Source organism: Bilifractor sp. LCP21S3_F8 (genome assembly GCF_052117805.1).
GTDB lineage: Bacteria > Bacillota > Clostridia > Lachnospirales > Lachnospiraceae > Bilifractor.
The window spans coordinates 82,468-107,255 of the sequence record NZ_JBQKIK010000007.1 but is presented as its reverse complement, the minus strand read 5'-3'; the positions used below and the strand labels follow the sequence as shown (position 1 = coordinate 107,255).

Genomic DNA, 24,788 nt, shown 5'->3' with positions numbered 1-24,788 from the left:
ATATTTCTGGCTTCGCGGAAAGGGGCGCAACCATATATACGCTGCGGCACGCATGCCCGGCAGGAGGAGGAGTGAATGTCTGTTAAATATGTTTTTGTAACCGGCGGCGTTGTATCCGGCCTTGGAAAGGGAATTACGGCTGCTTCACTGGGAAGGCTTCTGAAGGCCAGAGGCTACAGTGTCACCATGCAGAAGTTTGATCCCTACATCAATGTGGATCCGGGAACCATGAACCCGATCCAGCACGGTGAGGTTTTCGTCACCGACGACGGAACAGAAACCGATCTTGATCTGGGGCATTATGAGCGCTTTATCGACGAGAACCTTGATCACAATTCCAACGTGACCACCGGTAAGGTATATTCCACCGTTCTGCAGAAGGAACGCCACGGCGATTACGGCGGCGGTACAGTTCAGGTTATTCCTCATATCACCAATGAGATCAAAAGCCGGTTCTACCGCGCGAAGACAGAGGATGAAGAGAAGATCGCCATCATCGAGGTCGGCGGCACGGTCGGCGATATCGAGAGCCAGCCGTTCCTTGAGGCGATCCGTCAGTTCCAGCATGATATCGGCCATGAAAACGCCATCATGATCCATGTCACCCTGATTCCTTATCTGAAGGCTTCCGGAGAGCTGAAGACCAAGCCGACGCAGACTTCTGTAAAGGCTCTGCAGAGCATCGGAATCATGCCGGATATTCTGGTATGCCGTTCCGAGTACCCGCTCAGTCAGGGGCTCAAGGACAAGATTGCCCTGTTCTGTAATGTTCCGAGCAGCCATGTTCTTCAGAATCTGGACGTGGAATATCTCTATGAGGCGCCGCTTGCCATGGAGAAGGAGAATCTGGCCGACGTTGTGCTTGAATGTCTGCATCTCTCAGACCCGGAGCCGGATCTCTCCGACTGGACCGATATGGTAGAGTCCCTCCGGAATCTGAAGCACCATGTCACCATAGCCCTCGTCGGGAAGTACATTGCCCTTCATGACGCTTATCTGAGCGTTGTCGAGGCGTTAAAGCACGGCGGAATCAAGAACAGCGCGGAGGTAGATCTGACCTGGGTCGACTCCGAGAAGCTGAATCGGGACAATGTGGCTGAGGTTCTTGGTGATGTAGATGGCGTCATTGTTCCCGGCGGTTTCGGCGGCAGAGGCGTTGACGGAATGATTGCTGCCGCAGAGTATGCACGGACACACAAGATTCCTTACCTCGGTCTCTGTCTCGGAATGCAGGTTGCAATCATCGAATACGCAAGGAATATGTGCGGATATCACGACGCCCACAGCATTGAACTTGATCCTGACACCATGCATCCGGTGATCGCCCTTATGCCCGATCAGAATGATGTCACGGATCTTGGCGGCACCTTAAGACTCGGTTCCTACCCCTGTGAGCTGAAGGAAGGCACCATCGCGAGAGAGCTGTATGGATCCAGCCTGATTCACGAGCGTCACAGACACAGATATGAGGTCAATAACGACTACCGCAAGCCGCTCACGGACGCCGGCATGGTGCTCTCCGGTATTTCACCGGACGGCCACATTGTGGAAATGATCGAGCTTAAGAAAGAGGATCATCCGTTCTATATCGGAACCCAGGCACATCCTGAGTTCAAGAGCCGTCCAAACCGCCCGCATCCGCTGTTCCGCGGATTTGTAGCCGCCGCATTAAAATACAGAGAGGAGAAATAACCGATGTTTAAAGCAAATCAGAATTACCTCCGACTTCAGGGAAGCTATCTTTTTTCCACCATCGCGAAGAAGGTCGCGGCTTATACCGAGGCCAACCCGGATGCGAATATCATCCGTCTCGGGATCGGCGATGTCACACAGCCGCTTGCTCCGGTCATTATCGACGAGCTTCACAAGGCTGTAGATGAGATGGGCAGGAAGGAGACCTTCCACGGTTACGCTCCGGATCTCGGATATGCTTTCCTCAGGGACGCCATTGCAGGTGAGTACAAGGGAAGAGGCTGTGAGATCAGCGCAGATGAAATCTTTGTTTCGGACGGAGCCAAGAGCGATTCCGGCAACATTCAGGAAATTTTCAGTGAGGACGCGAAGGTTGCCGTCTGCGATCCGGTTTACCCGGTATATGTGGATTCCAACGTCATGGCAGGCCGCTCCGGCGAGTGGATTCCTTCCGAGCAGAGATACTCCAATTTCATCTATATGCCCTGTACCGAAGCCAACAATTTCACACCGGAATTTCCGAAGGAAAATCCGGATATCATCTACCTCTGCTATCCGAACAACCCCACCGGAATGACCATCAGCAAGGCTCAGCTTCAGGAGTGGGTGGATTACGCAAACCGGATCGGAGCCGTCATCCTCTACGATGCCGCCTATGAGGCATACATTACAGAGAAGGATGTTCCCCATTCGATCTATGAGTGTGACGGAGCGAGGACCTGTGCCATCGAAATCCGCAGCTTCTCCAAAAATGCCGGTTTCACCGGTGTCCGTCTCGGCTTCACTGTTGTTCCGAAGGATCTCCGTGATGCGGACGGCGTTTCTCTCCACGATCTCTGGGCAAGACGCCACGGCACCAAGTACAACGGCGCTCCCTACATCATTCAGAAGGCGGGCGCAGTCGTCTTCACACCGGAAGGGCAGAAGGAAATCCGCGAGCAGGTGAGCTATTATCAGAAGAACGCCCGTGTCATCTATGACGGACTGAAGGATGCCGGATACACTGTATACGGCGGAGTGAACGCTCCGTATATCTGGCTTAAGACACCGGACAACATGACCTCCTGGGATTTCTTCGATCATCTTCTCGAAGATGTTCATGTCGTCGGAACACCAGGTTCCGGATTCGGTCCGAGCGGCGAACACTTCTTCCGTCTGACGGCATTCGGCACCTATGAGAAGACCGTGGAGGCGATTGATCGTATCAAGTCCATGTAATAACGAAGGATCCGTCAGGAATCTTCACGGACGATGATTCCGGGACAGACACAGGCAAGAGGGATGCGAAACCGGATTCAGCGCACGCATCTCTCCGGATACCGCATGAACGGAACGCACAGAATACGCATCCTGCGACATGCCGTGTAAACGGAACGCGCAGGATGCACCCCGCAGAATATCGCGAAAGAATCCGAAATAGAAGGCAGGTACAATATAATGGGAAAAATTCAGATGAAGACGCCTCTCGTTGAAATGGACGGAGATGAGATGACCCGGATCCTGTGGCAGATGATCAAAGATGATCTGCTCACTCCGTATATTGATCTCAAGACCGAGTACTATGACCTCGGGCTGAAGCACCGCGATGAGACGAACGACCAGGTCACCAGAGATTCCGCCGAGGCGACAAAAAAATACGGCGTCGCCGTAAAGTGCGCGACCATCACACCGAATGCCGCGCGCGTTAAGGAATACAATCTCAAGGAGATGTGGAAGAGCCCGAACGGAACCATCCGTGCCATGCTGGACGGCACCGTGTTCCGCACACCGATTATCGTAAAGGGAATTGAACCGGTAGTCCGCTGCTGGAAAAAGCCGATCACCATCGCCCGTCACGCTTACGGAGATGTCTACCGCAACGTAGAGATCCGTGTTCCGAAGGCAGGTAAGGTTGAACTGGTGTATACCTCCGACGACGGTGAAATCACGAAGACAGAGCTGGTTCACAAGTTTGACGGACCGGGTGTCGTACAGGGCACACATAACCTGGATGATTCCATCACAAGCTTTGCCAGAAGCTGCTTTGATTTTGCGCTCTCCAGAAAGGAAGATCTCTGGTTTGCCACAAAGGACACGATTTCCAAGACCTATGATCACCGCTTCAAGGATATCTTCCAGGAGATCTATGACAACGACTACAAGGAAAAATTTGAGTCCTGCGGCATCACCTACTTCTATACATTGATCGATGACGCGGTTGCCCGGATCATGAAATCGGAGGGCGGATTCATCTGGGCCTGCAAAAACTACGACGGAGATGTCATGAGTGATATGCTGTCCTCCGCCTTCGGTTCCCTCGCGATGATGACCTCTGTTCTGGTATCCCCGCACGGATATTTTGAGTACGAGGCTGCTCACGGAACCGTTCAGAGACATTATTACAAGCATCTGCGCGGCGAGGAGACTTCGACGAACTCTGTGGCCACTATTTTCGCATGGAGCGGCGCTCTTCGCAAACGGGGAGAGCTGGACAAGCTCCCGGAGCTTGTCGATTTCGCGAATAAGCTTGAGAAGGCAACCATCACCACCATTGAGTCCGGAAAAATGACCGGAGATCTCGCGAGAATCACAACACTTCCGAATGTGAAGACGCTGAATTCCGAGGATTTCATCCTCGCCATCCGCGACACACTGGACTCCATGCTGTAAATACTTACACGGAAACAGGAACAGCCGCTGTGCAGAGTTCTGCACAGCGGCTGTTCCTGTATTCCACAATCATCTTTTCATTCGGGCCATTATAGAATTCATTCCGGTCATTCCTCGTCGGAAGCTGTCTCCCAGTCTTCATAGAGTTCCTGAAGCCTGTCGTTGTTCGCGTTCTGTTCCTTCGCGAGCTCCTGGCATTTCTGCAGGTCCGTTCCGGTCTCCGGTTTCAGAAATTCTTCGTCGATCTCTTTGTTCCTCGCCTCCAGTTTCTCGATTTCCTCTTCAATTTTACGGATCCGGTTTTCCTTTTTCCGAAGTCTCGCCTGTTCCTCCTTCTGCGCTTTCCAGTCCAGTTTTCCGGAGCCGGAGGAATCCGTGGCTGCCGCAGGAATTCCATCTGCGGCAGTCTGTCCGGCCGGCGCTGATCCGGAGTCTCCTGATTCGGAGCCGGAAGAGGAGAGGGAAGCTGTTCCTGCGCCGCCGGGGCCTTTTCCGCCCGCGCCGTCAGACGCGGGAGAGGAGGCATAGGCACGCGTCAGCTCTTCTTTTTTCTCCATGTAATAATCGTAGTTGCCGATATAGTTGACCAGAGTGTGATTGGTCAGCTCCAGAATGCGGGTCGCCGTCTGATTGATAAAATAACGGTCGTGGCTCACATAAAGCACCGTTCCGGTATACTCATTCAAGGCATCTTCCAGAATCTCCTTGGAGATGATGTCCAGGTGGTTCGTCGGCTCGTCAAGGATCAGAAAATTTGCCTCCGAGAGCATCAGTCTTGCCAGGGATACACGCCCGCGCTCGCCGCCGCTGATGGAAGAGATCTTTTTGTATACATCATCGCCGGTAAACAGAAAGGCAGCGAGAACATTCCGGATCTCTGTTTCGGTCAGCGTAGGATAGTCGTCGGCGATCTGCTGAAAGATTGTTTTCTCCGGGTCAAGCAGCTGCTGCTCCTGATCGTAGTACCCGATATGGACCTTGGAACCGAGGACGATTTTTCCCTCATCCGGCGTCAGAAGACCGTTGATCATTTTCAGTATGGTGGACTTTCCGGTTCCGTTGTCACCGATGATCGCGACCCGCTCTCCACGCTTGATCTCAAAGGACTGATTACGGAAGAGAAGAAGCCCCGGGAATGCCTTGGACAGACCGGCCACGGTGAGCACATCCTTGCCGCTTTCCGTCCTCGGCTTCAGCTCAATGCGCATATCCGCGCTGACTTCCTGCGGCTTCTCCAGAACCTCCATTTTATCGAGCATTTTTTCTCTGGATTCCGCGCGCTTGATTGACTTCTCCCGGTTAAACTGCTTCAGCTTGGTGATGACCGCTTCCTGATGACGGATTTCTGCCTGCTGCTTCGCCCATGCGTTGTACTGTGCCTTGCGCACGATTGATTTCTTCCGGCTGTATTCGTTGTAGTTTCCCTCGAAGCTCATGGATCTTCCGTTTTCGATCTCGATAACCCGCGTGACGATGCGGTTCAGGAAATACCGGTCATGAGAGACAATGAGCACAGTTCCCGGATAATTGATAAGAAAATTCTCCAGCCACTCGATGGAGGAGAGATCCAGGTGGTTGGTCGGCTCATCGAGAAGCAGGATATCCGGCTTTGTCAGCAGGAGCTTTCCCAGAACGACCCGTGTCTTCTGGCCGCCGGAGAGGGAGCCAAGACGGCGGTCAAAATCTTTTTCCTCAAATCCGAGTCCCTTCAGGACGCCTGTGATCTCGCTCTCCGCCGCATATCCGTTCTGGAGCTCAAACTCATGCATCAGCTCTGTATAGCGGTTCATCAGCGAAACGGCCTCTTCGCCCGTGACCGTGTCCATCCGGCGCTCCATTTCCCGCAGACGCTGCTCCATATCGAGGATATCCTGCTTTGCCTTCCGGACCTCCTGATAGATCGTCTCATCGGATTCCATGTCCTGGTACTGTGCCAGATATCCCATGGTCTTGCCGTGTGTGACGGTGACTTCTCCGGTATCCGGGCTGAGAGCTCCGGTAATGATCCGGAGGAGCGTCGATTTGCCCGCTCCGTTCACGCCGATCAGAGCGGCCTTGTCCCTTTCTTCAATATGAAAGGAAATATCCTTCAGGATTTCCTCTGATCCAAATGTCTTGCTGATATTCTGACAGGAGAGAATCATATCTGTCCACCTCACACATTCGTAGCTTTTCCTGTTTGCGTCCCGCCGCTTCTCTGGCGGAGCATTTACCTTCCAATTATACCGAAAAAAAACAACAAAGCAAGGGCACCGGGAAAAAGAGAAATACTTTGACAAAAATTAGACAATTACATATAATGGTAGTAGCTTCAAGGAGGTTTTCTTATTATGAGTCAGAAAGAAATTTCGAAAGCCGTTATCAAGAGGCTGCCCCGTTATTACCGGTATCTCGGTGAACTTCAGGAGGCCGGCGTTGAGCGGATTTCTTCCGGTGAACTCAGTCAGCAGATGAAGGTGACCGCCTCTCAGATCCGGCAGGATCTGAATAATTTCGGCGGTTTCGGGCAGCAGGGCTACGGTTATAATGTGCAGTATCTTCGAGAGGAGATCGCCAAAATTCTCGGACTGGACCGCATACACAATATTATCATTATCGGTGTCGGACATCTGGGACAGGCTCTCGCGAATTATACGAACTTTGAGAAGAACAGTTTCCGTATCATCGGACTTTTCGACAATAATCCCGAATTAAAGGGCAAGGTCATCCGGGGTGTTCCAATCCGTATGACGGACGAGATTCCATCCTTTCTCCGGGAGAATGATGTCGAAATCGCGACGCTGACTCTCCCAAAGGAATACGCCATTGAGGTAAGCAAGATGCTGATCGAAAACGGCATTCACGCCATCTGGAATTTTGCGCACACCGATCTGAACCTTGTGGTACCGAAGAATGTGGCTGTTCAGAATGTTCATCTGTCCGAAAGTCTGATGCGGCTGTCCTACAACCTCAAGACACTCGAAGAGAAGTAGACACCTGCCGATACAAGACGATATAAGAGCCCCTCGCGTAGATGGGGGCTCTTTTTGGAACGGAAAAGAAAATTGTTATCGGATCTCATCAATTGGAGCAGAGAAGAGAACGTTTATCGGATCTCATGAATTGGAGCAGTGAAGAGAACGTTTATCGGATCTCATGAATTGCGCTGTTCTTCAGCAGAAAGGGAGGATACAGAATGAAACTGATCTTGAGTGCAAGGCAGCATCAGGACGCGGATCGAAGCGCTGTCGCGGCTGGAATGCCTTCCATGGTCCTCATGGAGCGGGCGGCACTTGCCTGTGCATCAGAAATTGAAAAACGGCAGTATGACATGGATCGGATCCTCGTCGTCTGCGGAACGGGAAACAATGGCGGAGACGGAGTCGCTGTGGCCCGCGTTCTCTGCGAGGAAGGATACAGCTGCACGGTTTTTCTTGCCGGACCGGAGGAAAAATTCAGTGACCAGCTGAAACAGCAGCTTCATATCATCGAGGGTTTTCCGATCCCGGTCATCCGCGCCCGCAGCACACCGGGCGCGGAACTGGAGGATTTCCATCCGGAGGATTATTCTCTTATTATAGACGCTCTTTTCGGGATCGGGCTGAAACGGGACATCACCGGAATATATGCCGAACTTATTGACCGAATCAATCATTCCGAGCTTCCTGTCGCCGCTGTCGATATGCCGTCCGGTGTCAACACCGACTCCGGCGTGATCATGGGGACAGCTGTCCGTGCGGATCTCACTGTCACGTTCACAACCGGAAAGGCAGGTCTCTACATCTATCCAGGAGCAGCCTGTGCCGGGAAGGTCAAAGTGAAGCAGATCGGAATTCCGCTTACCAGAGAAATCACGAAGGCCTGCCATCTGTATACCATCGAACACAGTGATCTTGAATATCTCCCGAAGCGTGATGAATCGGGCAACAAGGGAACCTTCCGGAAGATTCTCGTCATCGCCGGATCGCGGAATATCTGCGGGGCGGCATATCTTTCCGCAAAGGCCGCACTTCTGACCGGTGTCGGAATGGTGAAAATCTTCACAGAAGAAAATAACCGCACACCAATCTGCGCACTGTTCCCGGAAGCTCTCATTTCCACATACCGGGATGGCGCAAAAGACTTTCCACAGCTTGCAGCGGATATGAAATGGGCGGATACTGTACTGATCGGTCCAGGACTTGGAACCGGCGATACGGCGCTTTCTCTTATGCGGGAATTCCTTCGTCTGAATCAGGAAAGAAAAATACCTGCAGTTTTTGACGCTGATGCGCTGAATCTCATTGCGGCGCACAGCGACCTCCTTCGGGAAATCCGTTTTCCCTCCGTTTTCACACCACACGTTGGTGAGATGAGCCGTCTGACCGGCATCGCTCCCTCAGATATCAAGTCATCTGCCGTCAGCATCGCAAGGCATGCTGCCGAGGAGGTCCGCAACACGGTGGTTCTGAAAGACGCCGCAACGGTCACAGCGCTCCCGAATGGCAGCTGCTTCCTGAACCGGTCCGGCAACAGCGCACTATCCACAGCCGGGAGCGGAGATGTCCTGACCGGAATCATCGCCGGTCTGACCGCGCAGCACGGAGATTATACCGGTGTCGCTGCCGCACTCGGAGTCTACATTCACGGAAAATGCGGAGAGCGGGCATCCGAGAAATATTCAGAGGCCTCCGCAACTGCCGGAAACATCCTCGAATTCATCCACGAATTTCTCTGATGAACCGGCGCCGCGCCTTTTCCGCTGTCACCTCAAAGGGAGACAGAACTCTGAAATTTTCTGCTTCTTTGCTGCTTTGACTCTTTTTGCAGCCGCTTTGACTCTCTTTGTATTTGCGTTGAGCCGATTTGACTCTCTTTGCAGCCGGTTGACGATCCATCCATTCAGTGATATATTTTTAAAGTAATGTTAAAATTAGCGCGAGTTATGAAAACCGCCGGACTCTGCATACAGCTTGTGGTGTTGTATACAGCATGGCCGGTTACCGTATACGGCGCTGAATTCATATACTATTTACAATTTAATGAGGAGTGAAATTTTATGTCAGGACATTCAAAGTTTGCGAACATCAAGCACAAGAAGGAGAAGAACGACGCGGCTAAGGGCAAGATTTTTACCATCATCGGCCGTGAAATCGTGATTGCCGTGAAAGAGGGCGGACCGGATCCGGACAACAACAGCAAGCTTCGTGATGTAATCGCAAAAGCCAAGGCCAACAACATGCCGAACGATACCATTAAGCGCGGTATTGAAAAGGCTGCAGGTGCCGCGAACGCGGACAACTATGAGCACATCACCTATGAAGGCTACGGCCCCGGCGGAGTTGCCGTAATCGTCCAGACACTTACAGACAACAAGAACCGCACGGCAGCAGATGTCAGAAGCGCATTTTCAAAGGGAAACGGAAATGTCGGAACACCCGGATGTGTTTCCTTTATGTTTGATGAGAAGGGACAGATCATCGTCAGCAAAGAGGATTATGATGGTTCCGCAGATGATCTCATGATGCTTGCTCTTGACTGCGGCGCGGAAGATTTCAATGAAGAGGAAGATTACTATGAGATCCTGACTGCTCCGAATGATTTCTCTGCGGTTCGGGAAGCTCTCGAGAAGAAGGGCATTGTCATGTCTGAGGCGGATGTCGTCATGCTTCCGCAGACAAAGACCGCGCTGACGGATGAGAATGACCGCAAGATGCTTCAGAGGATTCTGGATCTTCTGGATGAAAGCGATGACGTTCAGAATGTGTACACCAACCTCGACGGTGAGCTCGACGAGGAGTAATTGAACTGATATGATCACAAACCGGTCCCGACCTGCAGATTTTTTCGGACCGGTTTCTTATAACTCTGAACAAATAAGGAGTAAACGATGTCTATTCTACAGGCGATGATTCTGGGGTGCATACAGGGTATTGCATCCTTTCTTCCTGTCAGCAGCTCCGGACATCTGGTGCTGGCCGGCAGTTTTATGGGAATCAGCACCGGGCTTTCGCTGAAGTTTCTGACGCTGATGCATATCGGAACTCTGGCAGCGGTATGCCTCGTTCTGAAGGATGATCTTCTCCGTCTGTGGAACGCGCTCACCGGTCTCATCCGGGACGGCATATTCAATCTGATCACCTATGCGCAAAACTTCGGACATCCGGAGGATGGAGAATACCGTCCGATGCTGAAATCCGCTTACCGCAGACTTGTGGTGTATATGGCGGTTTCCATGATTCCGACATTTCTGATCGCCCTGATTCTTCGTCGTTTCGCCGAAATCGGCGCCCGGAATCTTCTGATCACCGCCATGGGATTTATGGTTACCGCACTGATGCTGATGGTATCCTCGTTCTCGGACGACCGGAAGAAGAAACCGAAAGGCACGAAGTATTCTGACGCCTTAATCATCGGCGCATTCCAGGGAATTTCAGCGGTTCCCGGGGTGTCCAGAATCGGCATGATCATGGCAGGATGCAGTCTCGCTGGTTTTTCCAGAAAATACACGATCCGGTATGCCATGTTGATCAGCATTCCGTCGATTCTGGGCGGACTGATTCTTGAGGGGCCGTCGCCGGTATCTGTCGGGAAGACCGTCGGCATTGGACCGTGTATCGCAGGGATACTTGTCGCTGCAGCGGTCGGATACCTGGTACTCCGTTATACAATCCGGTTATTGAACAGAAATTTAAATCGTTTTTTTGCAGTTTATTGTCTGGCGGCAGGCGTATTATCCATCATTGCATACCTGCACTGAGACAAAGGATAAGAGGAGTGTAATCATTGGCACGTAGTAAGGGGAGACAGGAAACCGCGTCCGGCGTTTCCGCAAAAAGCAGAGTCCGGAAGACTTCAGCGACGGGGAAGCTGAAATCATCCAGGACTTCCGCTTCGTCGGGCAGATCATCCGGAGGGAGCGCATACGGAAGAAGTTCCTCTGGAAAGGGCACTTCAGGAACGGGTTCCTCCAGACGGCGTTCCTCCGGAAGAACATCCGGCGGGTCCGCATCACAATACCGGACATCCGGTTATTCCACGAAAGCCAAAGCGAAGCGTGAAACAGAAATCAGACGTGACGTCGGGATTCTCCTGACTCTCGGCATCAGCATTCTTCTGTTTCTTTCCTGTATCGGTCTCGCCGGTCCGGTCGGATCCGCTCTGGCATCGCTGGCATTCGGCCTTTTTGGAATCACTGCATATATTTTTCCTTTTCTGCTTCTCTATCTGGTGATTTTCCTGATGGCAAACTCAGCTTCTCCGGATGTCACGCGAAGGGTAACCTCGCTGTCGGGACTGTATATCTTTATCTGTGCTTTTGCGCAGCTGATCCTCAGCGGATATGAGAAGAGCGCCGGACCCGCGCAGATCTTCCGCGAGTGTTCAAGATACCACACCGGAGGCGGAATCATCGGAGGAATACTGGTTCTGCTGTTCGGAAAAGGCTTCGGTATGATCGGTGCCTATGTCATTGTGATCCTGGCGCTGGTAATCTTTGCGCTTCTTCTTACGCAGAAATCTCTTTTTTCGCTCATACGTGACCGCAGCGATTATCTCTATGACACCCGCGACATTCGTGAACAGGAGAGAGAAGAGCGCCGGCTGATCCGTCAGGAAAGAAGAGATGCGGCGATCGCGAAAAAGGAGCGGGAGGCGGCGCTTCGCATGAAGACCAGAGAACGGCAGGCTGCGGCCGAGGAGACAACCCGTATGGCCCGCCGTGTCGAGCCTCAGACGATTCCGCATCCTGACAGAGATCCGAATTCCGCTGCGAAGCTGTCTGCGCCCGTATCAAAGACAACCATTGACGCGGCTTCTCTTGCGCCGATCATCTCGGAACTGCAGACCGCTCAGACGCCGGACAGCAGCAATACCGGCAGTGGAGACAGCAAAACCAATAACAAGGCCATCCGTAAAACAGATGACAATACCAATAAAAGCAGCAAGAACAGGTATAAACCGGACCATTCCTTTGATCCTGAGACCGGGGAGATCATTGAAGACGAAGATAACCTGGAAGATGATTTTCTGATTACACCTGAGGCAATTCCGGATGACATCATCAGCAATGGAACAGGCAGAATACAAGCTTCCTCCGCACCGGCAGGAGAGTCTCTTCTGCCATCTGCCGGTCAGGAAAACCATTTCGATGAAGCCGCGGGCAGACCATCACGCGGCATGGCTGTTGATACCGCTTCTGCTGAAAACGGAAAGGGACAGACAGGGCAGAAGACGGATCCGAAGGGAAACGGCGTTCTGAAGGAGCACGTAAATCCGGAAGAACACGCAGATCCGAAAGAGATAAATACTTCTCCAGAGAAGGGCGGCCGAAAGGCAAGGGCATCCGCAGGCGGCGCAGAAGAAATCCAGGTCCCGGAACAGGACGAAGAGATCGCGGAGGAATATGTTTTTCCCCCGATTGATCTGCTCAATCCCCCGAAGCCCAATCAGAGAGGCGACTCGAACGAGCATCTTAAGGCGACAGCCGCAAAGCTCCAGCAGACGCTTCATAATTTCGGCGTGGAAGTCACCATCAACCACATCAGCTGCGGCCCGACCGTTACACAGTATGAGCTGACCCCGCAGATGGGCGTAAAGGTCAGCAAGATCCTGAGTCTTCAGGACGATATCAAGCTGAACCTGGCCGCCACCGATGTGCGGATTGAAGCCCCGATTCCCGGCAAGGCCGCGATCGGGATCGAAGTCCCGAACAAGACAAATACCACAGTAAGCATGCGGGAGCTTCTGGAATCCGAGGCTTTCCGGAAGGCGAAATCAAAGCTCGCGATCTGTGTCGGAAAAGACATCGCCGGACAGCCGGTGATCGCCGACATCGCGAAGATGCCGCATCTGCTGATCGCCGGAGCCACCGGTTCCGGAAAATCGGTTTGCATCAACACCTTCATCATGAGTATCCTCTACAAATCCAGACCGGATGAGGTGAAATTCATCATGATTGATCCGAAGGTTGTTGAGCTTTCCGTATATAACGGGATACCGCATCTGCTGATCCCGGTCGTCACAGACCCGAAGAAGGCTGCGGGCGCTCTGAACTGGGCCGTCTCGGAGATGACCGACCGCTACCAGAAATTCGCGGAGATGGGCGTGCGCGATCTGAGAGGCTACAACGAAAAGGTAGATGCGATGCCGCCGGATGAAAACGGTAAAAAGCCGAAGAAGATGTTCCGTATCGTAATCGTCGTGGATGAGCTTGCGGACCTTATGATGGTCGCGCAGAATGAGGTGGAGGACGCGATCTGCCGGCTGGCTCAGCTTGCCCGTGCCTGTGGCATTCATCTGATCATCGCGACCCAGCGTCCTTCCGTCAATGTCATTACCGGACTAATCAAGGCAAATATGCCTTCGAGAATTGCTCTTTCCGTAACCTCGGGTGTTGATTCACGAACAATCATTGACATGAATGGTGCGGAGAAGCTTCTCGGTAAGGGTGATATGCTCTTTTACCCGCAGGGCTACCAGAAGCCCGCCCGTATTCAGGGCGCTTTTCTGACGGATGAAGAGATCGCAAACGTAGTCAATTATTTAAAGGAGAACCACAAGGTCCTGCACTTTACACAGGAGAACATGATGCAGATTCAGGAGGCAATCGACAAAAACGCCGCCGGATCTGTCAGTCCAAGCGGAGACGCGATGGACACGGATTCCTATTTCACGGATGCCGGAAAACTGATTATTGAAAAGGATAAAGCTTCGATCGGTATGCTTCAGCGGGCATTCCGGATCGGATTCAACCGCGCTGCCAGGATCATGGATCAGCTCTGTGATGCCGGTGTCGTCGGAGAAGAAGAAGGAACAAAACCACGCAAAGTCTTGATGTCGATGGAACAATTTGAGAATTACCTGGAGGAGAATTGATCAATGAGGACTTGCACAAACTGTGGCGCGCAATTTCCGGATGATGAACTGATCTGCCCCGTATGCGGACACGAGGTACAGCTCGTGCCTGACTATGTCACGATTGAAAGCAAGATTCAGGAAGACAAAAAAAGAAAAGAGGATGAAGCACAGAGACGCCGTGAAGAGATGGAACGGGAACAGGCGATCGAAAAACGGAAGCAGCAGATCCGCCGCAAGATCCTCCTGCTGATTGTGCTGATTGCCGCGGCTGCTGCCGCTGTCATCATAACATCGGTATCGCTTCATCTCCGCAAACAGCATGGGTCCTTTGCCTATCAGTATGAAAAAGCGCAGAGCTCCTATGAAATCGGCGATTATGACGATGCCCTGTCCTATATCACAAAGGCTCTGAAAATCGACGCTGACAATGACGACGGGCTTTATCTGGAGGCAGAAATCTATGCTGCCTTGAAGAAAAACAGTGACGCAGAGTCTGTTCTGGAAAAGCTGATTGCCGGAAACGGCGACTATACCAGGGCATATGATCTTCTGATCAAATTATATACCGCCGACAGGAACTCGGACGCGATACGCACCCTGCTGAAGAACTGCAAAAACAAGAAGGTACTGGCGAAATATGAGAATTACCTCCCGAAGGCGCCCACCATCACCCCTGAAGGCGGCACTTACGATGCTGTCCAGACCATAACGATCGAGTCCTCTGACAGCGGAACCATCTACTACACAACGGATGATTCCACACCGGATCTTTCCTCTTCAAAGTATACCGGTTCCTTTAAACTGAAGGAGGGAACCACAACGGTCAAGGCAATCGTTGTCACAGACAAGGGGCTCACCAGTGAGACTTCCAGTCAGGAATTCAGCATTGAGCTCGATACTCCTTCCGCTCCAAAAATAACACCGGAATCTGGCACCTACACGCACGTGAAGGGGAAGAGCAGCAGTTCTGAATCGGTTTCGTCTTCCTCCGGCAATGACACAGACACTGATGTCACCCATATTACGGTTACGGTTCCGGATGGTTATACATGTTACTATGCCTTTGACCAGACACCGACCAAAAGCAGCAACAAGTATACCAAACCAGTGAGTATGCGTCAGGGGGAACATATCTTCTACGCGGTGCTGTGCAGCAAGGACGGAAAACTCGGAAAGGTGGCATCCGCAACCTATATTTACTCAGTTGTTACCCCGACAGCAACGCCGACACCGACTGCCACACCGACACAGGAGGCAAGCAACACCTACAACCCGGTGAATGCCTATAATTCGGAGACGGTAGCCACACCGACACCAACGGAGGCGGCAACACCGACACCGACTGCCACGCCGACTCCGGAAGCTTCTTCATCAACCTCTTCCGCAAACTCGGAGAACAGGGAACAGACCGGTTCTGAAAGTACCGGAAAGGAGAGCGATAAAGCTGCCGAAGAGAACTCAAACTGAACGAGTCAGGAAAAGTGCAGGAAGGCATGTAATAATTCTGCCGAAGAGTACTCGAACGAAACCGGTCAGGCTGTGCGAATGCATGAACAACAATACATTTGTGATAAAGTACATTGCAAATTGCGAAAAAAGCCTCACAAAGTTTCTGATTTATGGTAAACTATTACAGATATCTGCTTCTGATGCATTTCGGCGGCGTTCCGGATGCATCCCGATCCAGATGATCTAATACCGATCATTACGGAAGGCTTCTGTTTTCCGTGAGGATGCGTGGTCACGATATCATTGTATATGAAGAATCATGATATACTTGAATTGCGCGAATATATTTTTATATCAGGAGGACAACATGTATAAGATTTTGTCTGCAGACAACCTGGCCGCAAATATCTACCGTATGGTAGTTAAGGCGCCAATGGTAGCAAAGCATTGTCAGCCCGGGCAGTTCATCATTGCCAAGGTTGATGAAGTAGGAGAGCGTATTCCTCTGACTATCTGTGATTACGACCGGGAAAACGGAACGATTACTATCGTATTCCAGCCAATCGGAAATTCCACACGGAGAATGGCCGAGCTTACAGCAGGCGATTCCTTCGAGGATTTTGTCGGACCGCTCGGACGTCCGTCCGATCTGATCGACACGCCGATTGAAGAGCTCAAGAAGAGAAGCATTGTCTTCATCGCCGGCGGTGTCGGCACCGCACCGGTATATCCGCAGGTTAAATGGCTCCATGAGCACGGCGTGACCGCAGATGTCATTATCGGCGCCAAGAATAAAGATCTTGTCATCCTTGAGGATGAATTCAAATCCGTATGCAACCTTTACATCACCACAGACGATGGTTCCTATCAGCGCAAGGGTATGGTCACCGTATGTCTTCAGGATCTGATCGAAAAAGAGGGCAAGCACTACGACTGGTGCGTTGCAATCGGACCGATGATCATGATGAAGTTCGTATGCAAGCTGACGAAGGAATTCGGCATCCACACAGTAGTCAGCATGAATCCGATCATGGTCGACGGAACCGGCATGTGCGGCGCCTGCCGTGTCATGGTCGGCGGAGAGGTCAAATTCGCGTGTGTAGACGGACCGGAGTTTGACGGTCATCTCATTGATTTTGATCAGGCTATGCAGAGAAACAGAATGTATCAGACAGAGGAAGGCCGTGCGATCCTGAAGGCTCAGGAGGGTGATACCCATCACGGCGGCTGCGGAATGTGCGGAGGTGACAAGTGATGGAAGTTGATATGCTGAAGAAAGTTCCTGTCAGAGAGCAGGATCCCAAGGTTCGTGCCACTAACTTCGATGAGGTCTGCCTTGGATATAATCAGGAAGAGGCGATGGCTGAGGCCACCAGATGCCTGAATTGCAAGAAGCCCAGATGTGTAGAAGGCTGCCCCGTCCATATTAATATTCCGGCATTTATCAGCGGCGTAAAGGACGGTGACTTCCGGCACGCCTATGATGTCATCAGTGAATCCAGTTCTCTTCCGGCTGTCTGCGGACGTGTATGTCCTCAGGAGACACAGTGTGAGGAGAGATGTATCCGCGGAATCAAGGGTGAGGCGGTCTCCATCGGAAAGCTCGAGAGATTTACGGCGGACTGGGCAAAAGAGAACGGAATCAAGCCGACTCCCGCAAAGGAGAAGAACGGCCACAAGGTTGCGATTATCGGAGCCGGTCCTTCGGGTCTGACCTGTGCAGGAGATCTCGCAAAGCTCGGCTATGATGTCACGATCTTTGAGGCGCTTCATAAGGCCGGCGGCGTTCTTGCCTATGGAATCCCGGAATTCCGTCTTCCCAAGGACAAGGTCGTTGAGAAGGAAGTCGAGAATGTAAAGAGTCTCGGCGTTAAGATCGATACAAATGTCGTTATCGGCAAATCCGAGAAGGTCGACGAGCTTCTCGGTGAAGATGGCTTTGAGGCTGTATTTATTGGTTCCGGCGCAGGACTTCCGCGTTTCATGAATATCCCGGGTGAAACCGCACTCGGCGTATTCTCCGCAAACGAGTATCTCACCCGGAATAACCTCATGAAGGCTTATCGTGACGATTACTACACTCCGATCCACAGGGGCAAAAAGGTAGTCGTTGTCGGCGGAGGAAATGTTGCCATGGATGCTGCCAGAACCGCACTGCGTCTCGGTGCCGAGGTACACATTGTATACCGCCGTTCCGAGGAGGAGCTTCCGGCACGTCGCGAGGAAGTTCATCATGCGAAGGAAGAGGGCATTATCTTTGATCTTCTGACAAATCCGGTGGAAATCATCGCGGATGAGAAGACCGGCTGGGTGAAATCCATCCGATGCATCCGCATGGAGCTCGGTGAGCCGGATGCGTCCGGCAGACGCCGCCCGGTTGAGATCCCGGGTTCTGAGTTCAACATGGACTGTGATACCGTCATCATGTCCCTTGGAACATCTCCGAATCCTCTGATTTCCTCTACCACAGTCGGACTCGACGTGAACAAGAGAAAATGTATCATTGCAAGCGAGGAGAACGGTCAGACGACCAAGGAAGGCGTATTTGCCGGCGGCGACGCGGTTACCGGCGCGGCGACCGTAATCCTGGCCATGGGCGCAGGTAAAGCGGCCGCGAAGGGAATTGACGAATTCATCAGATCCAAATCCGCAAAGTGATTTTGATTTACGCGATCGTCGCGATAACGAGACAACGTCCGCGAAGCGCGTTTTATCTCGTTTCGAAACATCCCGGAGAACTCCGGGATGTTTTCGTTTCTTCTGGAAAACGTTCTCTGTTCGCAGGACTTCCGGCACTGTAATTTTTTCCTTTTCATCCGGAATCCTGCAGATGACCGGCCTCGTTGATCTGCCGCGATTTAAAGACAAATTATTCAGGAACACAATCAATATGAAAATTACAATTGCCTGTGTCGGAAAAATCAAGGAAAAATATCTGAAGGCAGGGATCGACGAGTACAGCAAGCGGCTCAGCCGCTACTGCACGCTTCAGATCCTGGAAGCTGCGGATGAGAAAACTCCCGAAGGCGCATCCGTGGCGGAAGAGGACGCGATCCGGGAAAAGGAGGGAGACCGTCTCCTGAAGCTCATCCCGGACAATGCCTTTGTGATCGCGCTTGCCATCGACGGGGAGATGCTGGATTCTGTTGAGCTTTCTGAACGGATTTCTTCATTGACCGTACGTGGAATTAGTCATATAGTATTTGTGATTGGCGGCTCGCTGGGCCTCTCCCCGCAGGTCCTGCAAAGAGCGGACCGGAAGCTCAGCTTCTCGAAAATGACCTTTCCGCATCAACTGATGCGCATGATTCTCCTGGAGCAGATTTATCGCAGTTTCCGCATTCTGCATCATGAGCCGTATCACAAGTGAGTTCAGTGCTTGTATCAGCTTCGGAAGGGCAGGCTGCAGAATAAACGGCAATCACGCTGTTGACATATATACCAGCCGGTGTGCGCATCAGCTCCGGAAGGGCAGGCTGTAAATACCATGACAGATTTTGAAAATATTAAAAGTCATATAGAAACTTTGATTCAGGATCTTCCCGTGTTTGAATACGGTTTCCTGACACCGGAACAGATTCCTTTTACCGAGAAGGTTCGGACGGTCTGCCGGCTGGAATGCAAGCGATATGGAAGCAGCTGGTCCTGTCCGCCGGCGGTTGGCACCGTTCCGGAATGCCGGGAAAGATGCATGGCTTACCGGGGAGCTTTTTTCTTCTCCACCGTACACGAGGTCCGGGACAGCATGAACCTCACAGAGTCTTTTCAGACGAAGCGTTCCCATGAGCAGACGACCGGTCTTGTAGAGCAGAGAATGCGGAAAGCCGGTCTGGAGACCTACCGCCTCTCCGGGGATTCCTGCGGCATCTGCCAGGAATGCACCTATCCGGAGAAGCCATGCCGTTTTCCCGACCGTATGCATCCCTGCATTGAAGGCCACGGCATCGTCGTTGCAAAGCTTGCCGAGTCCTGCGGCATGGAGTACTATATCGATGAACACACACAGCTGTGGTTTTCTCTCATTTTTTACCGCTGAGATGCTTTCTCTGTCATAAGGAGGTCTTTCCGCCGGTATCTTCTCTCTGTCACCAGAGAGTCACTCCGCCGGAAATTTTTCTCTGTCAGAAGGAGATTTTTCCGCCGGTATCTTCTCTCTGTCACCAGAGAGTCATTCCGCCGGAAGATTCTACAGAAACGTACACGCCCTGTAAGCAGGGACACCATCATACATTTAAGCTGAGGATGATAAATTGGCAGTTATTGAGGAACAATTGGAAATTCCCGCAGAACATGAGAAGAATGTATACGGGGAATTCGATCAGAATGTAAAGAAAATAGAACGAACTCTTGGGGTGACTCTTCTGTCCAGAGACGGGTCCCTGAAGATCGTCGGTCCCGCCTCAAACGTGGCGGCGGCCCGCCGCATGCTGGAGGATCTGATCGAGCTTTCCACGCGCGGCAACGAAATCACGGAACAGAACATCAATTACATGCTGTCGATGGCGATGGAATCCAGAGAATCCGATGTTCTGGAACTGGACAGTGATCTGATCTGCCACACAATAAACGGCAGGGCAGTGAAGCCAAAGACTGTCGGTCAGAAGCAATACGTGGACGCCATCCGGAATCACATGATCACCTTCGGCATCGGCCCGGCCGGCACAGGAAAAACTTATTTGGCCATGGCGATGGCGATCACTGCCTTTCGAAACGACGAGGTGAGCAGGATTATCCTGACCCGTCCCGCTATCGAAGCGGGTGAGAAGCTCGGTTTTCTTCCGGGCGACCTGCAGAGTAAGATTGACCCATATCTGCGTCCTCTCTATGATGCTCTCTATCAGATCATGGGAGCCGAGAGCTTTCAGAAGAATATGGAGAAGGGCCTGATCGAGGTGGCTCCCCTTGCCTATATGCGAGGCCGCACACTGGATGACGCCTACATCATTCTCGATGAAGCGCAGAATACCACCCCCGCGCAGATGAAGATGTTCCTGACGCGAATCGGTTTCGGGTCAAAGGTCGTCATCACCGGTGATATGACCCAGAAGGATCTAGCCGCCGGCGTAACCTCCGGACTCGATGTTGCCGCAAAGGTTCTCCGTAAAGTTGAGGGAATTTCCTTCTGTGAACTTACCAGCCGAGATGTCGTCCGTCATCCGCTGGTACAGAAGATCGTAGAAGCCTACGAAAAGTACGAGAAAAAAGATACGGCCAGATCCCGCAGGGATACCCATGGATCCAGACAGGTACGGCCTTCTTCACGGAAATAGAAAGCTGCTGTTCATCGACAGCAGGAGTTTCAGAGGTGCAGATTATGACATTAAATCTAGAAAATGAGCAGAATCATGAGCTTCCATCTGACTGCGAGGAAACCGCCAGGCAGGTCATCCGGCAGGTTCTTGCTTCCGAGAATTGTCCGTACGAGGCGGAGGTAAACCTGACTTTTGTGGACAATGATGAGATTCACCGCCTGAACCGGGAGTTCCGGCAGATTGACCGCGCGACCGACGTCCTGTCTTTTCCTATGACGGACTGGGAGAGCCCCGCGAATTACAGCTGTCTCGAGGATGATGAGACTGCCGCGGGATCCTTCAACCCGGAGACCGGAGAGCTTCTTCTCGGGGATATTGTAATTTCGGTGGAAAGAGCAGATGAACAGGCGAAGGAATACGGGCATTCACTGAAACGGGAGATTTCCTTCCTGATTGCTCACAGCATGCTGCATCTTCTCGGATATGATCACATGGTCCCGGAGGAAGCCGCAGTGATGGAGCAGAAGCAGGAGGCAGTTCTTCAGGCGCTCGGAATCACACGGGATCCTGAAGTCCATTCATAAATAACGGTTCCGCGGATATTGCCGGAGCATGGATCAGGCATGGATTGCTCCTACCTTCTGACCGGTTTTATCCGCGGATTGGATTGCATTGGGCACCGCGGGCGCGGCGCCACAAGCTGTATCAAGCCAGCTGCTCCGTTGCTTCGCAGCTCCCGCAGCTGCCACATGGATTCGGATATCATTAATGGGAGAGCAGAGATGGGTATTAGCGCAGAAGTGAGAAAAAAACTGAAGGACAAAAAGAGAATTGTAATCAAGATCGGTTCCTCCTCGCTGGCACACAGAGAGACACAGCGGCTGGATCTTATCAAGGTTGAGGTTCTGATCCGGGAGATCTGCGATCTGGTAAACATGGGAAAAGAGGTTGTTCTCGTCTCCTCAGGAGCCATCATGGTCGGACGCGGGACTCTTGGAATCAGCAAGAAGGACGAGACCATCGCACAGAAACAGGCTTGCGCCGCTGTCGGACAGGCCAAGCTCATGATGATCTACCAGAAGATTTTTTCCGAGTATAATCACGTGTGCGGACAGATTCTTATGACGAAGCATACCATGCTCGATACCCTGAACCGATACAACACGGTAAACTGCTTCCGGGAGATGTTCAAGGCCGGCGTCATCCCTGTCGTGAACGAGAATGACACCATTGCCACCTATGAAATTGACTCCCTTTCCGTTTTCGGAGACAATGATCATCTGTCCGCCGTTGTCGCAGCGATGATCCACGCGGATCTTCTGATCCTGCTGTCCGACATCGACGGCCTGTATACCGATGATCCGCATACAAATCCCGACGCTAAATTCATCGACGTGGTGGACCGGATTGACGACAATCTGATGCATATGGGAAAATCTACGACAGGCAGCAACGCCGGCACCGGCGGGATGGCGACAAAGCTCTCCGCCGCAAGGGTCGCCACGATGGGCGGATGCGACATGATCATCGCAAGCGGAGAGGATTTTCATATTATACATGAAATTATCCGCGGAGAGCAGATCGGAACTCTCTTTCTGGCAGACCCGAAGGACGAGTTCTATCTCCTGGATTACCTGGAACAGATGGATACCTGATGAGGATAAGCTATGGACAAGAAAGCACTCAGAAAAATTGTTTTTTCCAGAAGAAGAGAAGCTTCCGACCCGGAAATAAAGGAAAAAAGCCGCGCTATCTTTGAACAGATCACACAGAATGATTCCTATCGAAATGCTTCCTCCGTGTTCTGCTACATGGATCACAAGCACGAGGTCATGACGCGTGAATTTATCGAACAGTGCTGGAGAGACGGTAAGAAGGTCGCTGTTCCGAAGGTAAACGGCGACATCATGAACTTCTACTATATCGAATACTTCGGGCAGCTTGAGCCCGGAATCATGGGCATTCTTGAGCCCATCACCCACTGTCCGGGAATCGTGCGGAACGCGGATCACGATGAGCGCGCGCTGTTCATCATCCCGGGCGTTGCCTTCGATGAAAAACGGCACCGCATCGGATACGGAGGCGGATACTACGACAAATATCAGGCCGAGCACACCCAGCATACGACCCTGGCAGTCGCATTTGAATTTCAGATCTTTGACGCGGTTCCCTTTGACGCACATGATATCTGCCCGCGATATCTTGTAACCGAAAAGCGAATTATACAGTAACCCCCCATGCCCCGCAGGCGGAGCGCCACAAACTGTGTAAGCTACGGATTGCTCCGTGCTTCGCAGCTTCCGGATAGTCGAACTATATCGGTGAATCAGGAAAGGAAAACAGAATTTTGAATAATCAGAGTTACGAACAGATCATCAGCAGTATAGATACCCGAAAACCCGCGCCGGAAAACGAGCCCTTCCGGCAGTATTATTTTATCGAGAGAGCGCGCCGGAAACTGGCAGAGATTTCCGAGAGAGCAGGAAGACCGCTCACCTTCAATGTAGTCACCTTCGGATGCCAGATGAACGCGCGGGATTCCGAAAAGCTCCGCGGTATCCTCGAAGAAATCGGATACAGAAAGGTTGAAACAGAGGATGCCGACCTTGTTCTTTACAATACCTGTACCGTACGCGAAAATGCAAACACCAGGGTATACGGCAGACTCGGAAAACTTCACTCCTATAAAAAGAAGAATCCGCACATGATGATCGGTCTGTGCGGCTGCATGATGCAGGAGGAGCATGTCGTATCAAAGCTGAAGGAAAGCTACCGCTTCGTGAATCTGATTTTCGGTACGCACAATATCTATAAGGCTGCGGAGCTGATCTCCGAGGCACTGGATCATCCGGACCGGATGATCATCGACATCCGGCAGAGCTCCGACCGCATGGTGGAGCAGCTGCCCGTTGACCGGAAGTACCCCTTCAAATCCGGTGTAAATATCATGTACGGCTGCAACAACTTCTGCAGCTATTGCATTGTTCCGTACGTACGCGGAAGGGAAAAGAGCCGTGAGCCGATCGAAATCATACAGGAAATCGAGGGCCTCGTCGCCGATGGTGTCCGGGAAGTGATGCTTCTGGGACAGAATGTTAATTCTTACGGCAAAACCCTCGAGAATCCCGTCACCTTTGCCCGGCTCCTCGAGCAGGTTGTGCAGATTGACGGTCTTGACCGGGTCCGTTTCATGACCTCGCATCCCAAGGATCTGTCGGACGAGCTGATTGAGGTAATGGCCAAATATCCGAAGATCTGCCGTCATCTTCACCTTCCGCTGCAGTCCGGAAGCACAAAGATTCTGAAGGACATGAACCGCCGCTACACAAAAGAGTCCTATCTGGCACTCGTTGACCGTATCAGGGCGGCGATTCCGGATATTTCCCTGACAACCGACATCATCGTCGGATACCCCGGCGAGACCGAGGAAGATTTTCTCGAAACGCTGGATGTCGTGGAGAAAGTCCGCTATGACAGTGCCTTCACTTTTATTTATTCCAGGAGAAGCGGAACACCTGCCGCTTCCATGGAAGATCAGGTACCGGAGGATGTCGTAAAAGACCGCTTTGACCGTCTTCTCGCCCTGGTTCAGAAAACCGGAAGAGAACAGACATCCCGATTCACCGGTCAGGACAAGGACGTCCTCGTGGAGCAGATCAACGAACAGGATGAGAGCCTTGTAACCGGACGTATGGACAACAACATCGTCGTACATTTTCCCGGTGACGGCAGTCTGATCGGACAAATCGTGACCGTTCATCTCGATGAATGTCACGGCTTCTACTATATGGGACACCGGATCGAAACGGTTTGAGACAGCGAAATGACTCTATATAACTGCCGGACCGACTTTTAGATCCTGCCGGATCAACTTTTTATAACTGCCGGACCGATTTTTTATAACAGTCGGATCAACATTTATTACAGCTG

19 protein-coding genes are annotated in these 24,788 nt (G+C 51.9%); 18 read left to right on the top strand and 1 reads right to left on the bottom strand.

All coding sequences use genetic code 11. The annotated features are described in order from the left end of the window. The first annotated feature begins 75 nt into the window (after positions 1 to 75). The 3 genes from ACTQ3A_RS05360 to ACTQ3A_RS05350 all read left to right on the top strand — a co-directional run bounded on the left by ACTQ3A_RS05360 (position 76) and on the right by ACTQ3A_RS05350 (position 4,341). A complete protein-coding gene (locus ACTQ3A_RS05360; protein WP_441100075.1) occupies positions 76 to 1,692 on the top strand; it encodes a CTP synthase in 1,617 nt (538 codons plus the stop codon). Positions 1,693 to 1,695: 3 nt separating this feature from the next. Continuing rightward, complete coding sequence (locus ACTQ3A_RS05355; protein WP_441100077.1) at positions 1,696 to 2,910, top strand: LL-diaminopimelate aminotransferase; 1,215 nt, start codon at positions 1,696 to 1,698, stop codon at positions 2,908 to 2,910. A gap of 219 nt (positions 2,911 to 3,129) precedes the next feature. Beyond that, on the top strand, positions 3,130 to 4,341 hold the full coding sequence (locus ACTQ3A_RS05350; protein ID WP_441100078.1) for an NADP-dependent isocitrate dehydrogenase: 1,212 nt from the start codon (positions 3,130 to 3,132) through the stop codon (positions 4,339 to 4,341). Between the two features lie 107 nt (positions 4,342 to 4,448). Here ACTQ3A_RS05350 and ACTQ3A_RS05345 read toward each other — a convergent pair whose 3' ends face one another. Further along, positions 4,449 to 6,485 carry an ABC-F family ATP-binding cassette domain-containing protein gene (locus ACTQ3A_RS05345; RefSeq protein ID WP_441494267.1) on the bottom strand — a complete coding sequence of 679 codons (2,037 nt, stop codon included), beginning with the start codon at positions 6,483 to 6,485 and terminating at the stop codon, positions 4,449 to 4,451. A 186-nt stretch (positions 6,486 to 6,671) separates the two neighbouring features. On the opposite strand from ACTQ3A_RS05345, the gene ACTQ3A_RS05340 reads away from it, so the two are divergent. The 15 genes from ACTQ3A_RS05340 (at position 6,672) to miaB (ending at position 24,672) form a co-directional block, all read left to right on the top strand. Next, a complete protein-coding gene (locus ACTQ3A_RS05340; RefSeq protein WP_441100081.1) occupies positions 6,672 to 7,313 on the top strand; it encodes a redox-sensing transcriptional repressor Rex in 642 nt (213 codons plus the stop codon). A gap of 203 nt (positions 7,314 to 7,516) precedes the next feature. Continuing rightward, positions 7,517 to 9,037: an NAD(P)H-hydrate dehydratase gene (locus tag ACTQ3A_RS05335; protein ID WP_441100082.1), complete on the top strand. Its 1,521-nt coding sequence runs from the start codon at positions 7,517 to 7,519 to the stop codon at positions 9,035 to 9,037. Between the two features lie 321 nt (positions 9,038 to 9,358). Then, positions 9,359 to 10,102 (top strand): YebC/PmpR family DNA-binding transcriptional regulator, encoded by a 744-nt coding sequence (locus tag ACTQ3A_RS05330; protein WP_441100084.1) that lies wholly within the window; start codon positions 9,359 to 9,361, stop codon positions 10,100 to 10,102. Positions 10,103 to 10,189: 87 nt separating this feature from the next. Continuing rightward, positions 10,190 to 11,059 (top strand): undecaprenyl-diphosphate phosphatase, encoded by an 870-nt coding sequence (locus tag ACTQ3A_RS05325; protein ID WP_441100086.1) that lies wholly within the window; start codon positions 10,190 to 10,192, stop codon positions 11,057 to 11,059. 26 nt (positions 11,060 to 11,085) lie between these two features. Continuing rightward, positions 11,086 to 14,175, top strand: a complete 3,090-nt coding sequence (locus ACTQ3A_RS05320) for a DNA translocase FtsK 4TM domain-containing protein (protein WP_441100087.1) — start codon at positions 11,086 to 11,088, stop codon at positions 14,173 to 14,175. A 3-nt stretch (positions 14,176 to 14,178) separates the two neighbouring features. Then, the gene (locus ACTQ3A_RS05315; protein WP_441100089.1) at positions 14,179 to 15,624 is read left to right on the top strand and encodes an FN3 associated domain-containing protein; all 1,446 of its coding nucleotides are present in this window, start codon (positions 14,179 to 14,181) and stop codon (positions 15,622 to 15,624) included. A gap of 349 nt (positions 15,625 to 15,973) precedes the next feature. Then, on the top strand, positions 15,974 to 16,861 hold the full coding sequence (locus ACTQ3A_RS05310; RefSeq protein WP_441100091.1) for a sulfide/dihydroorotate dehydrogenase-like FAD/NAD-binding protein: 888 nt from the start codon (positions 15,974 to 15,976) through the stop codon (positions 16,859 to 16,861). Further along, positions 16,861 to 18,264, top strand: a complete 1,404-nt coding sequence (gene gltA / locus ACTQ3A_RS05305) for an NADPH-dependent glutamate synthase (protein ID WP_441100093.1) — start codon at positions 16,861 to 16,863, stop codon at positions 18,262 to 18,264. The genes ACTQ3A_RS05310 and gltA overlap by 1 nt, the downstream gene beginning before the upstream one ends. A 232-nt stretch (positions 18,265 to 18,496) precedes the next feature. Then, a complete protein-coding gene (gene rlmH / locus ACTQ3A_RS05300; protein ID WP_441100095.1) occupies positions 18,497 to 18,976 on the top strand; it encodes a 23S rRNA (pseudouridine(1915)-N(3))-methyltransferase RlmH in 480 nt (159 codons plus the stop codon). A gap of 117 nt (positions 18,977 to 19,093) precedes the next feature. Beyond that, a complete protein-coding gene (locus ACTQ3A_RS05295) occupies positions 19,094 to 19,642 on the top strand; it encodes a DUF2284 domain-containing protein (protein ID WP_441100096.1) in 549 nt (182 codons plus the stop codon). A 214-nt stretch (positions 19,643 to 19,856) separates the two neighbouring features. Then, entirely contained in the window at positions 19,857 to 20,876 is a 1,020-nt protein-coding gene (locus ACTQ3A_RS05290; RefSeq protein ID WP_441100097.1) for a PhoH family protein, read from the top strand. A gap of 44 nt (positions 20,877 to 20,920) precedes the next feature. Continuing rightward, positions 20,921 to 21,442 carry an rRNA maturation RNase YbeY gene (gene ybeY / locus ACTQ3A_RS05285; protein ID WP_441100099.1) on the top strand — a complete coding sequence of 174 codons (522 nt, stop codon included), beginning with the start codon at positions 20,921 to 20,923 and terminating at the stop codon, positions 21,440 to 21,442. 198 nt (positions 21,443 to 21,640) lie between these two features. Continuing rightward, complete coding sequence (gene proB / locus ACTQ3A_RS05280; RefSeq protein WP_441100100.1) at positions 21,641 to 22,513, top strand: glutamate 5-kinase; 873 nt, start codon at positions 21,641 to 21,643, stop codon at positions 22,511 to 22,513. A 12-nt stretch (positions 22,514 to 22,525) separates the two neighbouring features. Continuing rightward, complete coding sequence (locus tag ACTQ3A_RS05275) at positions 22,526 to 23,089, top strand: 5-formyltetrahydrofolate cyclo-ligase (protein ID WP_441100102.1); 564 nt, start codon at positions 22,526 to 22,528, stop codon at positions 23,087 to 23,089. Positions 23,090 to 23,205: 116 nt separating this feature from the next. Then, positions 23,206 to 24,672 carry a tRNA (N6-isopentenyl adenosine(37)-C2)-methylthiotransferase MiaB gene (gene miaB / locus ACTQ3A_RS05270; RefSeq protein ID WP_441100103.1) on the top strand — a complete coding sequence of 489 codons (1,467 nt, stop codon included), beginning with the start codon at positions 23,206 to 23,208 and terminating at the stop codon, positions 24,670 to 24,672. Positions 24,673 to 24,788: the final 116 nt, after the last annotated feature.